The organism is Nodularia harveyana UHCC-0300, from assembly GCF_034931085.1.
Lineage (GTDB): Bacteria > Cyanobacteriota > Cyanobacteriia > Cyanobacteriales > Nostocaceae > Nodularia > Nodularia harveyana.
In genome coordinates, this window is sequence record NZ_JAYGHG010000024.1 from 39,462 (window position 1) to 56,371 (window position 16,910).

The 16,910-nt window shown below is 42.8% G+C and carries 15 protein-coding genes; 4 read left to right on the forward strand and 11 right to left on the reverse strand.

Translation table 11 applies throughout. The features are described 5' to 3' along the window. Positions 1-43 precede the first annotated feature (43 nt). Complete coding sequence (locus tag VB620_RS14305; protein ID WP_323196823.1) at positions 44-1,768, reverse strand: diflavin flavoprotein; 1,725 nt, start codon at positions 1,766-1,768, stop codon at positions 44-46. Positions 1,769-1,878: 110 nt separating this feature from the next. Between VB620_RS14305 and VB620_RS14310 the strand changes: the two genes are divergently transcribed. Continuing rightward, on the forward strand, positions 1,879-2,703 hold the full coding sequence (locus VB620_RS14310; RefSeq protein WP_323196824.1) for a pantothenate kinase: 825 nt from the start codon (positions 1,879-1,881) through the stop codon (positions 2,701-2,703). Positions 2,704-2,781: 78 nt separating this feature from the next. Here the strand turns inward: VB620_RS14310 and VB620_RS14315 are convergent, their stop codons facing one another. Together VB620_RS14315 and VB620_RS14320 are read right to left on the reverse strand one after the other, a co-directional pair. Then, a complete protein-coding gene (locus tag VB620_RS14315) occupies positions 2,782-3,612 on the reverse strand; it encodes an alpha/beta fold hydrolase (RefSeq protein ID WP_323196825.1) in 831 nt (276 codons plus the stop codon). 36 nt (positions 3,613-3,648) lie between these two features. Then, positions 3,649-4,140, reverse strand: a complete 492-nt coding sequence (locus VB620_RS14320; RefSeq protein ID WP_323196826.1) for an NUDIX hydrolase — start codon at positions 4,138-4,140, stop codon at positions 3,649-3,651. A 541-nt stretch (positions 4,141-4,681) separates the two neighbouring features. On the opposite strand from VB620_RS14320, the gene VB620_RS14325 reads away from it, so the two are divergent. Further along, entirely contained in the window at positions 4,682-4,846 is a 165-nt protein-coding gene (locus tag VB620_RS14325; RefSeq protein ID WP_323196827.1) for a hypothetical protein, read from the forward strand. A 96-nt stretch (positions 4,847-4,942) separates the two neighbouring features. Here the strand turns inward: VB620_RS14325 and argH are convergent, their stop codons facing one another. The 6 genes from argH to trmD all read right to left on the reverse strand — a co-directional run bounded on the left by argH (position 4,943) and on the right by trmD (position 10,773). After that, positions 4,943-6,328: an argininosuccinate lyase gene (gene argH, locus VB620_RS14330; RefSeq protein WP_323196828.1), complete on the reverse strand. Its 1,386-nt coding sequence runs from the start codon at positions 6,326-6,328 to the stop codon at positions 4,943-4,945. Between the two features lie 105 nt (positions 6,329-6,433). Continuing rightward, positions 6,434-6,640, reverse strand: a complete 207-nt coding sequence (locus VB620_RS14335; protein WP_323196829.1) for a hypothetical protein — start codon at positions 6,638-6,640, stop codon at positions 6,434-6,436. Positions 6,641-6,756: 116 nt separating this feature from the next. After that, positions 6,757-7,545 (reverse strand): nickel pincer cofactor biosynthesis protein LarB, encoded by a 789-nt coding sequence (larB, locus tag VB620_RS14340; RefSeq protein ID WP_323196830.1) that lies wholly within the window; start codon positions 7,543-7,545, stop codon positions 6,757-6,759. A gap of 137 nt (positions 7,546-7,682) precedes the next feature. Then, entirely contained in the window at positions 7,683-9,467 is a 1,785-nt protein-coding gene (locus VB620_RS14345; protein WP_323196831.1) for an ABC transporter substrate-binding protein, read from the reverse strand. 23 nt (positions 9,468-9,490) lie between these two features. Beyond that, on the reverse strand, positions 9,491-9,979 hold the full coding sequence (ispF, locus tag VB620_RS14350; RefSeq protein ID WP_323196832.1) for a 2-C-methyl-D-erythritol 2,4-cyclodiphosphate synthase: 489 nt from the start codon (positions 9,977-9,979) through the stop codon (positions 9,491-9,493). Between the two features lie 86 nt (positions 9,980-10,065). Then, positions 10,066-10,773, reverse strand: coding sequence for a tRNA (guanosine(37)-N1)-methyltransferase TrmD (gene trmD / locus VB620_RS14355; RefSeq protein WP_323196833.1), 708 nt, complete (start codon positions 10,771-10,773; stop codon positions 10,066-10,068). 632 nt (positions 10,774-11,405) lie between these two features. Here trmD and VB620_RS14360 point away from each other — a divergent pair. Together VB620_RS14360 and cphA are read left to right on the forward strand one after the other, a co-directional pair. Beyond that, entirely contained in the window at positions 11,406-12,269 is an 864-nt protein-coding gene (locus tag VB620_RS14360; RefSeq protein WP_323196834.1) for a cyanophycinase, read from the forward strand. A gap of 214 nt (positions 12,270-12,483) precedes the next feature. Beyond that, entirely contained in the window at positions 12,484-15,186 is a 2,703-nt protein-coding gene (cphA, locus tag VB620_RS14365) for a cyanophycin synthetase (RefSeq protein WP_323196849.1), read from the forward strand. A 46-nt stretch (positions 15,187-15,232) separates the two neighbouring features. On the opposite strand, the gene tatA is transcribed toward cphA, so the two are convergent. Next, on the reverse strand, positions 15,233-15,397 hold the full coding sequence (tatA, locus tag VB620_RS14370; protein ID WP_323196835.1) for a twin-arginine translocase TatA/TatE family subunit: 165 nt from the start codon (positions 15,395-15,397) through the stop codon (positions 15,233-15,235). 40 nt (positions 15,398-15,437) lie between these two features. Beyond that, positions 15,438-16,844 (reverse strand): serine/threonine protein kinase, encoded by a 1,407-nt coding sequence (locus tag VB620_RS14375; RefSeq protein WP_323196836.1) that lies wholly within the window; start codon positions 16,842-16,844, stop codon positions 15,438-15,440. Between the last annotated feature and the right edge of the window lie 66 nt (positions 16,845-16,910).

Here is a 16,910-nt window from a genome sequence, read left to right on the forward strand (position 1 = left end):
TCCCCGCAAGCAAGGAGGGGGGATATGAATGAGGAAAACTTGTTTAATAATGGTTCCCGACTTTACGATGGTGAACTGCTGTGAGTGCTTCTGGTTGAGAAACTCGTCCTTCGTAAACGTTGCTATATACTGCCCAGTGGTCGCCGCAGTCCATCCGACTTACAACTTCACACTCCATGTAAGCTAAAGCATCGGTGAGGATGGGAGCGCCGTTTTGGGCTGGCTGAGTTCTCACACCTTCAAAGCGATCTGCACCGGGGGCGAACCGTTTTAAGAAGTGTCTCATGAGTGGTTGGTAATTACCTTCTTCTAAGACGTTGAGGACAAAGCGATCGCCTACTTGCATTAATGATTCAATTGCTCTATCCTTAGCCACTGCAATGGATAATCCCATCGGTTTAAAGCTGGCTTGACTGACCCAGGAGGCGAGCATAGCACTGGAAACGTCACCTTTTTTAGCGGTAATAATATACAATCCGCCACTGAGTCTACCTAGTGCTTTGTCTAAGTCTGCACCCAGGGATTTCATGGCTTTGATGCTGCGATCGCGTGTTACCCATTGTCCCAAATCTGTCCCCGCTTCTTCACACAGTTGGTAAGTATTTTCTCTGGGGGTTTCCTTAATCCGAATCGCTGGAAAGACTGTGATTAAACCCAAGTTGCGGAATTTATTTAATAGAGGATCTATAGGTTCATCATCTCCACCGCCTGTTTCAAATATGCCGATGGCTTGTTTTTCCTTCACAGATCCGATAATTGTACTGATTGCTGTTTGGATATGGGCAGAACTTCCCGCCGGTGGCGTACCCAGGACTATTCCGGTACAACGGCTGACTAATTCTCGCAGTTCTTGTAAATCTATTCCTGAACCCAAATCCACGATTTCCACAGCCACATCAGTTTTATTAATACCTTTGGCTATGGCTTGCGCTAGGCGATCGCTATACCCGTATTCGGAAACGTAAAATATACCAATGGCGGTTTCAGCTTTACTTTGGCTTTGGCTCCAAGTGCGGTAACGTCCGGTTAACTCCTCCACGTTGTGGGATAATAAGGGACCGTGACCAGTGGCAATCATCTCAATGGTTTTCAGTTCACCCATCCGCTTCAGGGCTGACAAAACCGATCTGGCATTTGGACCCATTAAGCAGTCATAGTAATATTTAAAATCTGGTTCAATGGCTGCTAGATCTTCATCAAAGGTGGTATTTGAGCAATAATGCAGCCCAAAAGCATCACAGGTGTAGAGAATTTTAGTTTTGTGGTCGAAGCTGAATATAGTATCCGGCCAGTGTAAATTCGGGGCGATGACAAATTCAAATTCATGACCATTACCCAAATCCAGGCGATCGCCATTTTTAACAATTTGGCGTTTAAATGGCTGATGGACTAAATTTTCCAGAAACTGAATTGCTACCTTAGAACCCACCACAGTGATTTCTGGAGCTTTTTGCAGTAAATCTTTGACTAAACCGCTATGATCAGGCTCCGTGTGGCTGATAATCAGATAATCAATATCTGTCGGATTAATTAATCCTGTGAGAGTATCAAAATATAACTGGCGAAACTTTTCGTGAGAAGTGTCAACTAAAGCAGTTTGCTCACCGCGAACCAGAAAAGAGTTATAAGTAGTACCGTTTTGTAACCCGAACTCAATATCAAAGCGATCGCGTTCCCAATCTAAAGAGCGAATTGCCATAGTTGCTTCAGCAATTTCCACAGTCTCTATGGTCAGCCGTTTTTCTGTTCTTTCGGTGAGTGCTACCATAGTTGGCCTCCTTGACACAATGAGTATATTTTCCCATTTTTTCATTGTGACACGCCTTGATTATTAAGTTTTATTAAAAAAACTATAACTGACTTAAGAAAATTAAAACTGTGACACCACTCAAACCCACAGAAGATCCTTGGTTAGCCTTAGAAATTGGTAATTCCCGCCTACACTGGGCTTTATTTATCGGTAACACCCTCAATTGCACCTGGGATACTGACCATTTTCCAGAATCCTCCACACCACAACTACCCGAATGTAAATCACTTGCTGATTTACCGCCAGAAATTTTGCCTAGTTTTATTACCGGAAAATTAGGCGGAAAAAACTCCACCCATCCGCCAATTTTTCTAGCCTCTGTTGTTCCCCAACAAACCGCACTTTGGCAAACTCACCCTCATGTCCGCATCATTACCCTACCGGAAATCCCCCTATTAAATATGTATCCCACCTTGGGAATTGACCGGGCGCTGGCCTTGTGGGGGGCTGGCAAAAATTGGAGTTTTCCGATGCTAGTTATTGATGCTGGAACTGCACTCACTTTTACAGGTGCGGCTGCTAATAAATCTTTGGTGGGGGGTGCAATTCTGCCGGGACTAGGTTTACAGTTTAATAACCTCGGTGAAAAAACCGCACAATTACCACAGTTAAAACAGGAAATTATCTCTTTACCTCCACGTTTTGCCCTGAATACACCAGCAGCAATTCAAAGTGGAATTATTTACACTATGTTAGCGGGAATTAAAGATTTTATTATGGCTTGGTGGGAATTATTTCCTGAAAGCAAAATTGTGATTAAAGGTGGCGATCGCATCTTATTATGTAACTATCTCCAAATACAATTCCCCGAAATTGCCGCCCATTTAATTGTGGAACCAAATTTAATTTTTTGGGGAATACGAGAAATAGTTGCAGCTTTCCCAGTAAATTAAATATACATAGAAAAATTACCATTTTTGTGGGGTGGGCATCTTGCCCGCCCAATTCCTTTTTCCTAGCAAAACAGCCATCTAACTCATCACAAATTTATAATTAGATTGGATAAAATGCCGAATATCTCTAGCCACAATTCCCGGACACATACCCGGTAAATCATTTCCAGCGTGAGCAATTATTTTGAACTCCACTTGAGGAAGAAGTTGAGTATAAGTTTGACTTTTAACCACCGCATCTAGTAAATCTTGACCACCTTGTAAAATTAAAACTGGAACTTTCATCAAATGCAATCTTGTATGCAGTAATTCCGCTTCAATTTCTGGCTGTCGCCTTTGGAATAATAACTCACAGGCTGTAGGATTTTGCAATAAAGTCTCACGTAGACTCACCTCTTCATCAATTTTTGATTTCAAACCCTCAATTTTATTTAAAGGTCGAAATAATTTTACTAGCTGCGCTAATACAGGTGGACTGCTGACTAACTTTTGCATTTTCCGCGAATATTTTTCTTGCCTTTCTATACCCACACCTTCTGGTGCTAGTAAGACTAAAGCACAAACTTTATCCGGATACTTTAAAGCATAGCTAGCAGCAATCCAAGCCCCTAAAGAACAACCTACTAAATAAAACTGGTCTAATTTGAGGGCTTCGATAAATTCAGCAATACACTCCACCTGTAAATCAATGGAATGATGAATATTAGGACTTTCTGACTCACCAAAACCTAATAAATCTGGACACAGACAATGAAAGTTTTCAGATAGTGACTCAACCACTGATACCCATTGACTGCTATCGTTCCAAGCACCATGTAAAAAAATTATCGGCGTGCCTTTACCAGCTTCACGCCAGAATAATAGCCCTTGAGTGAGTTTTCTCCGAGAATTACGGAATAGGGTATCCATTTTAATTTAACTTTAAATCTGAAATTAAAAATAATTTTAGGCCAGTGTTGTCAAGCCTTTTAAGTAATCTTCTAACTGCCGAGTGTGGTCATGAGACATTTTTCCTAGAGGTAAAGAATTCGGTGCAAAAGCTCGGATATCCATAACTTCCAAAGTATCTTGAATTTCCATTTTTCCTTGAACTTCTGCTTCCACTACCACACAAATTGAATGAATGCGAGGATCTCGGTCAGGTGCTGAGTACACTCCCACTAAGCGCGTAATTTTTACTAATTCTAGTCCGGTTTCTTCTATCAATTCTCGGTGGACAGTTTGAGAGATATCTTCTCCCCAGTCCACCATTCCACCAGGTAATGCCCAGCAGCCATCGTCGCGCCGCTTAATCAATACAATTCGACCATCTGCTAACAAGGGAATGATACTAGCACCAGTAATGGGATGACGAAAAATGATACCCAGTACCGTTTGTCCTACACGCGATAAATTACGTATTGACTGGATAAACGTGGCAAAAAAAAGCAAGAACATTCAAACTTAGGTTATGTATTGATGTTGTTTTTTCTCATTTCTGACAATTTACATAAAATCCATGACTATAGAGTTTATTTTGTGTAACATAAATCTCCTAATCATTGAGGCTTTTATGTTCAGAGCTTTTGTATAGTATATCAATGTTCCTATTTCTTGCCTAAAATGTAACAAGGTTTTAGTATTGATTTATACAAAAATATTTTGAGAATATAAAATCACCAGTGTGTGGCTTGCACTGTTAAAAATATAGACTCACGGAAATAATGAAGAATTTTCAGCTTAATTGTTGCCAAATAGCGGTAATATCTCCTCGAAAACCCATGAATTTACTATTTTCATAGCAAATCAGTCAAACGGTGGGACGAGAAAACATTCTGCTCATAATTGACATAAATAAATTAAATACGATAGACTAGTATATTGTTAAAACTATGTGGATTATTAAACTAGGGCAAAAATATATCAATAACGTAAGTATCTGATATTGCTTATGTGATCCCTAGTTAGATTTTCTTGTTGTTTATTAAATGAGGTGAACATGGCCAAGCGCCGTAACCCGAAAAAAGAAAAGGCGCTACGGAACCAGGCGTATGCCAGAAAGTTTCGTAAACGGACTACTACAGGAAGAATGCAGAGAAGGTTCCAACAAAGACCTCCGAAGAGTGAGGAAGAAGAGGGTACAACAGCAGCTGATACTGAATAAACCGTCTGAAAGAATCCTTATTGTTTGAGTTTTTGAATTTTCAGGGCGTACATATATATGTACGCCCTTGTTTGTGAGTGCCTAAAAGAAAAGCTGCTATGCAGTGATTTGAGCGCGGGCTGTGGCAATTGCCTGATTTACCTGTGTGAAACCTGTACCACCGTAACTGTTGCGTGCTGCGACAACTTGACGGGGGGATATTGCTTCATAAATATCTGTGTTAAATGCTGGGTGTAATTGTTGCCATTCTTCCAAGGTCAAATCTTTTAAAAGTTTACCTGCGGCAATACTTGTTTTTACTACTTTACCCACGAGATTATAGGCTTCTCGGAAGGGTACGCCCTTGGCTGCTAGATAATCTGCTACATCGGTAGCGTTGGAAAAATCCTCTGCTACGGCTGCTGCTAAACGCTGGGTACGAAATTCTAAGCCTTCTTGCAACAGAATTGTCATTGCTTCTAAAGAAGCTTTGATGGTGTTAACGCTGTCAAATAGACCTTCTTTATCTTCTTGGAGGTCTTTGTTATATGCCAGGGGTAGGCCTTTCATAATTACCAGCATGGCTTGGAGATGACCAAAGACTCGCCCAGTTTTGCCCCGAACTAATTCTGGTACGTCGGGGTTTTTCTTTTGGGGCATAATGCTGGAACCAGTGGCACAGCTATCTTTGAGGGTAACAAAACGAAATTCTTCTGATGACCAGAGAATTATTTCTTCCGAAAGACGGCTGAGGTGAACCATGATCAGACTAGCCGCACAGAGAAATTCAATGGCAAAATCCCGATCGCTGACTCCATCTAAGCTGTTAGCGTAAATACTCTCAAAATCCAAGAGTTTGGCGGTGTAATGTCTGTCAATGGGGAAAGTTGTTCCGGCTAATGCACCACAGCCCAAAGGAGAAATATTTACTCGACTCGCAACATCTCCTAAGCGTTCCCAGTCCCGTTGTGACATTTGGAAATATGCCAAGAGATGATGAGCTAAACTGACGGGTTGGGCGCGTTGCAGGTGAGTATAACCAGGAATCAGAGTTTCAACGTGGTTTTCGGCTATATTTAGCAGTACAGTTTGAAATTCCCGCAATTGGCTGCGGATTTGTTGAATTTCCTGGCGGAGATAAAGTCTGGTATCAGTGCCGACCTGATCATTACGCGATCGCGCGGTATGCAGCTTTTTACCCACATCACCGACAATTTCTGTTAATCGCCGTTCCACAGCAAAATGGACATCCTCCGCATCAATCCCCGGCTGAAATTTGCCTTGGCGATATTCCTGGCGAATTTGTTCTAAACCCGTCACCAGTTGTTCACCCTCCGTTTCGGAAATAATACCAGTGTAAGCCAACATTTGGGCATGAGCTTGAGAACCAGTCAGGTCATATTCGATTAATTGAATATCGAAACTTATACTCGCATTAAAACGCGCGATCGCCGGATGCAACGCTGACTCAAATCGTTGACTCCAAGTTTGTGCTTTAGTCATAAATAATTCAGGAAGTAGGGAATGAGAAATGGTGACTGAGGAATAGCAAGAGGAATTTATCACTTTTTCATCTCTCTTGTCCCCTACCTCTCACTCCCTATTCACTCAACCGAAACTTGTGAGACCCCGGAAAATATAACCAAGAACCATACCAATCAACAGCGCCCAGATTTGGCCTGTGACTACAAAGTTATTCCAAGCCTGTTGCATTTGACCCAATAGGTCTGGATCATTAACGTATTGAGCTAGGATAGTCGGGTTTACCGGCAATTGCCAAACTAACTGAGATATTACACCGCTAAAGTAATTCATAAGTTGGTAGATGTTGGGTGATGTGGAACAATTTTCGGTAGCCAGTTATGTGTTTTTGCCCCATAAACACTGACTATAGAGAGAGATAAACCCCAGTATAACTTACCTATCGCTACTCAAGACCCAGAAGATGTCAACCGTAATTTCTCGGCTGTTCGCAAAATTTGCCCCGCTAAAATGGCAGCACCAAACCCATTATCAATATTCACCACACCCACACCAGAAGCACAGGAATTGAGCATTGTCAAAAGTGGGGCTAAACCGCCAAAACTTGCACCATAACCGATGCTGGTGGGAACCGCAATCACGGGACAATCTGCCAAACCAGCCACCACACTAGGTAAAGCCCCCTCCATTCCCGCCACAACTATGAGTACTGATGAAGAAGAAATCAAATGCCGATTATTTAGTAAGCGGTGAATTCCAGCCACACCTACATCCCAAAGACGCTGTACACGTAAGCCAGAAAGTTCTGCGGTCACAGCCGCCTCCTCCGCTACAGCTAAATCAGCAGTACCAGCCGTGAGAATACCGATTAACCCCGCCATTTTGGGTTCAATGGTAGGGGGAGTAACAGCACAAATTCGCGCTAATTCGTAATATCGTAAATCTCTAATCTTGGGTTGCAGTGCTGTGTAAACTGCTGGTTCAATGCGAGTTGCCATCACCACGGGGTTTCGCTGGCGCATCACCTGCATAATTTTGACAATCTGTTCTGGAGTTTTACCCGGCCCCCAAATCACTTCCGGAAAACCAGTTCTCAGTTCGCGGTGATGGTCAATTTTGGCAAATTCACCCACAGATTCATAGGATAAATCTTTGAGTGAATCTAAGGCCATATCAGGGGTAATTTTACCATTGGCAACCTCTTGGAGGAGCGATCGTAAATTTTCAGGTTGAGTCACGGTAATTTTAATTGGTGATTAAGAACTGAGGTGTGGGGAGTGTGGGGAGTGGGGTATTGGGGAGTAACAATCTTCCCCTCTGCACCCTGCCCCCCTGCCTCTTACCCCCTGCATACCTACAGCTTCAGCCTACTTTTTTAATTTGTAATTTTGATTTCATAAATGTTCCAGAATGCGCCGCCTAGAACAGAGTATTGAATACCTTCAAACTTATTCCGCACTGCTGACAATGAATAAGGATTGACTAAGTAAATAAATGGGAGATTTTCCTGAGTAATTCTCTGGGTTTCCGCATAAATTTCTTTACGCTTGGCTTCGTCTAATTCCCTCGCTGCTTGAATATATAACTCACCAATTTTGGCTTCCCACGGAGCGACTTCCCATCCTTCTATGGGCTTTTGTCCAGCTTGGGGTTTTTGATTAAACATATGTAATCCACCTTCAGGTGACCAAACATTCGCCCCATTATTCGGTTCTAATCCGCCAGTTAATCCTAGTAAAGAAGCATCCCAATCTAGAGTATTAGCAAGTTTATCTGTGTAAGTATTCCAGGCCAAAGGAGTAAAATCCACTTGCATCCCAATTTTGCCTAAATCTTGGCTAATTTGCGCTCCCATTGCTTCGCGGATTCTATTTCCGGCATTCGTTAATAAAGTGAAGCGAACCCGGTTCCCTGCGGCATCTAATAATTGATCTTCGGCATTATATTTAAATCCAGCTTTTTTCAGCAATTCCTTAGCTTTTTCTGGATTATAGTCATAGGTTTTGAGTCCTTTTTCAGCCGACAGATAAAAGGGACTTTGGATAGTAATGGGTGAATCTTGAGTTTTACCCAAGCCACGAAAAGTATTATTAATCATGGTTTGGCGGTCAATAGCATAAGCTACAGCTTGCCGAAATTCTACTGTATTAAACCAGCGTGATTTTATGGGGTCTACCAAAGGTTTACCATCTCTAATCCCTTTGTTGAGATTAAACAAAACAAATGATGTCCCAGTAGCTGGACCGCCGTTGTAGATGGTGAAATTTCCTTGTTTTTCTTGCTTCTTGAGCAATGAAAAGTAATCTGGTGTGACTCCTACAGAATCTAAACTACCAGAACGAAATTGCAATAAAGAAGTATCTGTAGATTCGACAATTGGCCATACTACCCTTTCTATATAAGGTTGAGATTCTCCTTGGGGTGATTTACGCCAATAGTGGGGGTTGCGCTGGAAAATTACCCGTTGACTTGTGTCATAACGCTCTAGTTTGTAAGGGCCATTGACGATAATTTCATCCGGAGGAGTATCAACGCCCCATTTGGAGAGGAATATGGGTTTACCTTCTTGGTCTTTTGTCTCAATGGATTCTTTGAGAACATGGGCAGGTAAAATCGGTATGCCTAGAGTTCCTAAAAACGGTGCAAATGGTTCTGGAGTGGTGAATTGAACCCGCCGATTATCTATTTTTTGGACATTAGGTAATGCGCGGCTTTCGCCAATTCTGAGAATATCTCTGGTATCTGTGGGAATATCTTCATTTAGATAAATCTTGTTGTAGGTAAAAACTACATCATCTACTGTTAATGGTTCACCGTCTGACCATTTTAAACCTTCTCTGAGAGTGAAAATAAATCCCAGTTTATTATCAGTAACTACCCAAGATTCTGCTAGGTTCGGCTCAATTTCTCCAGTAATAGGGTTTTCGGTAGTTAATCCTTCATAGGTTAAACTAAAAATATTAGGAACTTCGGAACTTAAGGCATAGTTAAAGGTTTTAGGATCGCTGAGAATGCTGTTTACTAACTGTGGTATTTGAGTCGCTGTACTTTTAAAATTAGATGGGTTACAGGCAGCAATTGTGACGACTGTAAATGTCACTAATGTTATTAGTAACCATAAACGTTTTGTTTGATGAGAGATTTTTTTAGTGAGTGTCATAATTTTTCGTTTAGTTTGCACAACTAATCACTAGCTACTAATAAAGTCACTGCATAAGCACATATACCTTCTTCTCGACCGACGGGGCCGAGTTTTTCGTTAGTGGTAGCTTTAATGCCAATTTGATTTGGTGCTAATTCTAAAACGGTTGCTAATTTATCGCGCATTTTGTGGATATGCGGTTTCAATTTGGGACGTTCTGCGACTATTACCGAGTCAATGTTGCCTATCTGCCAACCTTGGTTTTTAATTAGCTGATGTACTTGAGTTAATAGCACTAAGCTATCCGCCCCTGCCCATTGAGGATCACTAGGTGGGAAATAATGACCAATATCCCCCAGGGATAATGCCCCTAACATGGCATCCATAATGGCGTGGGTGAGTACATCAGCATCGCTATGTCCCAATAAACCGAGTTCGTGAGGAATTTGGGTTCCTCCTAAAATCAAAGGGCGATCGCTCACCAATTTGTGAATATCGTAGCCGTTACCAATCCGAATATTCATAGTCATTAGTTATTAGTCATTGGTCATTAGAAAATTACTACTCCCCACACTCCCCACACTCCCCACACTCCCCACTCCCCACTCCCCACTCCCTAATCCCTACTCCCCTCTCCCTTCTCTTCTTGCCATTTTTGCAGTAAATCGGGGCGGCGATCGCCTGTTCTTTTAATTTGTTGCTCATATCGCCATTTGGCAATTTCGGCATGATTCCCAGACAGCAGGACATCAGGAACCTTCCAGCCTCGAAAATCTGCCGGGCGAGTGTACTGGGGATAATCCAGCAAGTCTTCCTCAAAACTTTCTGCCTTCAGCGATTCGACTTTGCCCACAGTTCCTGGTAGGAGTCTCACCACGCCATTAAGTAATGCCATTGCCGGAATTTCTCCACCAGTCAGAACAAAATCGCCTAAAGACACCTCACGAGTCACTAAATGCAGCACTCTCTCATCTACCCCTTCATAATGACCACAGATAAGTACTAATTGGTCATAATTTGTAGCCAATTCTTTCAACAAAGGTTGATTTATGGTTTCACCTTGGGGACTCATTAAAATTATTTCCCTGCGGGGTAGAGTTGGCAGAGACTCCACAGCAGTAAAGATCGGTTCTGGTTTCATGAGCATACCCACACCACCGCCATAGGGTTCATCATCAGCCTTATGGTGCTTATCGGTGGTAAAATCTCTGGGATTAACGAGATTAACTTGGGCAATCTGTTTCGCCAAGGCTTTAGCCAACAGCCCAGAACTTAAAACAGAGGTAAAACAGTCCGGAAAAAGTGTAACTATATCAAAGCGCACAGTAATTCGTATTCGAGAACACTAATCTTAAATTTGAATGTCTAGCAAACACAATCAGTCAATGTAGGATAGAACTACAGATAAGTTTAATCAATAGTGACTAAAAGTACCAGAACTATTGGGTTTAGGCAGGATCAAAAGTTTTTCTAATTACTTAATTTGTGTTTAAATATTGTCACAACTACATTTAAATTAATAATCTGACCAAGTTAACAACTTCCAGGATGCATAGGACCAGCCTCAAAAAAAGCGTGTTAAGACCTGATGAACCCCAATACCAGAGGGAAAAAGGACACTTTTTTTAACGGGGGAACCCCCGACACAGAAGTGTCATCTCTAGTCTCCCAAGCATTATTTTGCCAGTCTGGAAAAAGTGTACAGGTGAAAAACAAGGTACTGGCTTTGAGAAACTGCAAAGGACACATGAATATTGAGGCTTCGTGTGTATCAGTCCACAACTGGAATCGGCAACTTAATCCGAAGCCTACTGTAGACAGGTTTATTCTCAAAACCTCGACTGCGCTCAGTGTTCACCCCGATCTGCAATGTCTACGACGCGCTGCGCCTACCTTTGCTTAGTCATAGCCCATACCTTGTTAAATTCACCTGAAGTTGTTGACAGGAGAAACATAATGCCGCAATTAAAAGCTAAATCGCTGGAAATGAGGACACCCCAAGCAACTAAAACAGCCGTGCTGGTTATCGGCGGCGCAGAAGATAAAGTTCATGGACGCGATATCCTGAGAACTTTTTTTGGTCGTGCTGGTGCGAGTAAGGCCTATATTACAATTATTCCATCTGCTTCCCGTGAACCCGCTATCATCGGTGGTAGATATATTCGCCTTTTTGAAGAAATGGGTGCGGAAAAGGTCGAAATTTTAGACATCCGCGAACGCGAACAATGTGAAACAGCCCAGATCAAAGAATCATTGGAATCCTGTAGTGGGGTATTTCTCACGGGAGGCGACCAATTACGTCTTTGTGGTGTACTGTCAGATACACCGGCAATGGAAATTATCCGTCAACGGGTACGAGCCGGACAACTGACCCTAGCAGGAACTAGTGCCGGGGCTGCTGTCATGGGGCATCACATGATTGCTGGTGGTGGTAGTGGTGAAACTCCGAATCGTTCCTTGGTCGATATGGCAACGGGTTTGGGTTTTATTCCAGAAGTGATTGTTGACCAACACTTTCACAATCGTAATCGCATGGGTCGCTTAATTAGTGCGATCGCAGCTCATCCAGACCGTCTAGGTATTGGCATTGATGAAGATACCTGTGCCGTATTTGAACGTGATGGTTGGCTACAAGTTGTAGGTAAAGGCAGTGTGACCATTGTCGATCCCACAGAAGTCACCCACACCAATGAGCCTCATGTCGGCGCTAATGAACCTCTGACTGTGCATAATTTACGACTGCATATCCTCAGCTATGGCGATCGCTACCACCTGTATCAACGCACTGTATTACCTGCCGTGCATCGCATCTCTAGCTGACAAAATAAAGTATCCCAAGTTACACCTTGGATTAAACGTAATCAAAGTCTGTATTGTTGCTTGCGGCCGGATGCATCACTGATTTTGTTTCTGGCTGTAAAAAAATCATAAGGATACCATGAAAAAAGAAAAAACTGTTTATTATGAACAGTTTAGCGGTCAATTTCAGTAAGAAACTAGAATTTTGGTTCCGAATCTCCATCTACCTATTCCCATGAGAATCCTCAAGATCCAGACCTTACGTGGCCCAAACTACTGGAGCATTCGACGCCACAAGCTGATCGTTATGCGCCTCGATTTAGAAAACCTTGCCGAGAACCCCTCAAACGAAATCCCTGGCTTTTATGAAGGATTAGTAGAGGCGCTACCAAGTCTGGAGGGTCACTATTGCTCCCCTGGCTGTCGTGGCGGTTTTCTGATGCGGGTCAAAGAAGGCACCATGATGGGACACATCGTGGAACACGTAGCTTTAGAACTCCAGGAATTAGCTGGAATGTCTGTAGGCTTTGGGCGCACCCGTGAAACTGCCACACCTGGAGTTTTCCAGGTAGTGATCGAGTACCTGAATGAGGAAGCAGGACGCTACGCTGGACGAGCAGCTGTGCGGCTGTGCCAAAGTATCGTTGATAGAGGTCGTTATCCAAAAGCAGAACTCGAACAAGATATCCTAGACCTCAAAGACTTATGGCGGGAATCCTCTTTAGGTCCTTCCACAGAAGCCATTGTTAAAGAAGCCGAAAAGAGAGGTATTCCCTGGACACAGTTGAGTGCGCGCTTTTTGATTCAGCTGGGTTACGGCGTGAATCAGAAGCGGATGCAGGCAACCATGACCAATAAAACTGGCATTTTGGGAGTGGAACTCGCTTGCGACAAAGAAGCTACCAAACGCATTCTCGCAGCAGCTGGAGCGCCAGTACCTAGAGGTACGGTGATCAACTTTTTAGATGACCTCGAAGAAGCAATTGAATATGTTGGCAGCTATCCCATTGTCATCAAACCATCAGATGGTAACCACGGACGTGGTATCACTATTGATATTAGAAGCTGGGATGAAGCCGAAGCCGCTTACGAGGCTGCCAGGCAAGTTTCTCGGTCAATTATTGTTGAGCGTTATTACCTTGGGCGAGACCATCGGGTACTAGTTGTAGACGGCAAAGTTGTAGCCGTAGCCGAACGCGTACCAGCCCACATAGTTGGTAATGGTAGATCCACCATTGGCGATCTAATTGCCGAAACCAACCAAGACCCCAACCGTGGTGATGGTCACGATAAAATCCTCACGAAAATTGAACTAGACCGCAACAGTTACCAACTACTAGAAAGACAAGGATACACTCTCAATAGTGTCCCACCAAAAGGAGTAATTTGTTACCTGCGGGCAACGGCTAATTTAAGTACAGGTGGCAGTGCGATAGATCGCACCGATGAAATCCACCCAGAAAATGTTTGGCTAGCACAAAGGATAGTAAAAATTATTGGTTTGGATATAGCTGGACTGGATATTGTTACCACAGATATTAGTCGTCCCCTGCGAGAGACCGATGCTGTAATAGTTGAAGTTAATGCTGCTCCAGGTTTTAGGATGCACGTTGCCCCCAGTCAAGGAACTCCCCGCAACGTTGCTGGATCTGTCATGGATATGCTGTTTCCCAACGAACAGTCGGGAACAATTCCCATATTAAGTGTCACAGGTACTAATGGTAAAACTACTACTACTCGACTGTTAGCACATATCTATAAACAAACAGATAAAGTAGTTGGATATACCACAACAGATGGAACCTATATCGGTGAATACTTAGTGGAATCTGGAGATAATACCGGGCCGCAAAGCGCTCATGTCATTCTAGAAGATCCAACTGTAGAAGTGGCAGTTCTGGAAACGGCTCGTGGTGGTATTCTCCGCTCTGGACTAGGGTTTGAAATGGCTAATGTCGGTGTCGTGTTGAATGTAGCTGCGGATCATCTAGGCATAGGCGATATAGATACTATCGATCAGTTAGCTAATCTGAAGAGTGTTGTTGCTGAAGCTGTATTTCCTGATGGTTACGCAGTGCTTAACGCTGATGATCACCGCGTTGCGGCTATGGCAGAAAAAACAAAAGCTAATATTGCCTATTTCACCATGAATCCCGACTCGGAATTAGTGCGAAAGCACGTCCAACAGGGAGGAGTAGCGGCGGTTTATGAAAATGGCTATCTGTCAATTGTCAAAGGTGATTGGACGCACCGCATTGAAAGGGCAGAAAATATTCCCTTGACAATGGGTGGACGTGCGCCGTTTATGATTGCCAATGCTTTAGCAGCAGCTTTGGCAGCCTTTGTCCAAAACGTCACAATTGAGCAGATTCGTGCTGGCTTGAAGACCTTCCGTGCTTCTGTGAGTCAAACGCCAGGAAGAATGAATTTATTTAATTTAGGTAAATACCATGCGTTAGTAGACTATGCTCACAATCCAGCCAGTTATGAAGCTTTGGGTTCTTTTGTCCGCAATTGGACTACAGGAGAGCGTATTGGTGTAGTTGGTGGTCCTGGCGATCGCCGTGATGAAGACTTTGTTACACTGGGTAAATTGTCAGCAGATATTTTTGACTACATAATTGTCAAAGAAGACGATGATACTAGGGGACGTTCACGGGGATCAGCTTCAGATTTGATTACTAAAGGCATCACCGAAGTTAATCCAGATTCCCGTTATGAATCTATTTTGGATGAAACAGCCGCCATTAATCAAGCTTTAGATATGGCTCCTGATAACAGTCTGGTGGTAATTTTGCCAGAAAGTGTTAACCGGGCGATTAAGTTGATCAAGCTGCGCGGTTTAGTCAAAGAGGAGGTACAGCCACAAAATACCTCCACGACAATGTTAGATCCCCAAAATGGGGTGACATCTTCTGTAATCAATACTTTGCCTTAGTCATACAGTAGAGACGGGTTAATCGCGTCTCTACCACTGGCTATTACTATTTGTGTTCCACATTTTTATCATCATCAGAGTTTAATTCTTCCTTAAAACCCCGTAAAGTTTTACCCAGTGCATTTCCCAATTCTGGGATTTTTTTAGGGCCAAAAATTACAATGGCGACGATAGCAATTATTACTAATTCCGGCCATCCCAGTCCAAACATTATCTTTCTCCTGTCAAGGCTTTCTCATTCACTATAGACATTAAGAGACTGCTTCTTGGGTTATTTCCATATCTAACCAGTCGCTTAATTCATGGGCTAACCATTCTAGTTCCGCTTCAGATTCAATAGCACCTGAATTAACACTAAGCTGATACTTTCGTACTCCTGCCCAAATCTCTAATTGCGCCGCCACTGTAGTTTTATCACCGTCTGAGTCTTTAGTAATGTGTCTGGGAACATACACCAGTTTAGTGATACTGTTTCTGGGGGATGGCTGGGGACGATAAGACTTGAATCCCCATAATTGATATTGCAAGGCGATTTCCTGATCATCTAAATCTAGCTTAATTTTGCCAAATAACCCCATAAGTAAGGTTCCTAACAAAAACCAGCCCACCCCCCAAAAAGGCAATGAGAACAAAGCAAAGGGGAGGTTGAGAGGAAAAGGAGCAGTAGAAAGAGCGCCAATTGTCCAAAACAGGATAAAGGCATTCCAAAAAACTGTAAAAAAACCTGTAAGTAACATATCCAGCTTAAAACCCACGGGTGGAATCAGAATTTTGAGATAATCTGAGTTTTTCGTGAGTTGAAGTTTACTTCCAGTAGGTTTGATAATATTTATGGCATGGGAACTATTCAATTCAGATTCGTTTAAAGCTTTCAAAGCTTCCACAGCAGAACCTAGCCGCCGTTCCAAACTCGCTTCAGTCATCCACTGTAACCAGCGAGTTAAACCTGAACTAAGATGAGCCAATGGCTCAAACTGAATGCGAAAATCTTTTTGAGGTAAATCGGCGGGATGAGTACCCGTGCTTAAATAAATTAAAGTTGCACCTAAACTATAAAGGTCAGAAGCCGGAACAGTCCGCGCCCCAAATTGCTCTTGTGGCATATAGCCATAAGTACCCACCACAGTCCTAGTTCCTGCTTCAGCTGCGAGGACAGTTTGTACTGAGCCAAAATCTACTAGATAAACTTGACCAACGCTATTACCAGAACGTTCACCCAATAAAATATTGCTAGGCTTAAGATCACGGTGAATTACAGGGGGATGCAGCCCGTGTAAGTAGGTGAGAATTTCTAAAACTGCTATGGCTAACTGTTTTATATCCGCTTCTGTAAAAGTCCGGCCAGCTTGTAAGTATTGCTCTAATGTTTTGTGGGGAATATAACTCTGTACTAAAGCAAATCCCTTAATACTGGGTGAATTTAATTCAAAATAGTCTAAATAGCGAGGGATGGCGGGATGGGACAAAGATTTTAAGGTTTCGGCTTCACGCTCAAACAGCTTGAGATCGTCCCATTCAAAGTCACTATTAAACGAGAGTAACTTGATGACTACCAATTCCCCAGTTAGTTGATCCCTAGCTAATAACGTCCGCCGCCCTGATTTTTTTCCCAATAGCTGCTGGACTTCGTAGCGGTGGTCTAAAATTTCGCTGACCATTATGATTGCTGATAACGGTGTATTTAAACGCTTTTTTAGCTGATAGCTTGTCAAATTTAGCAAGCT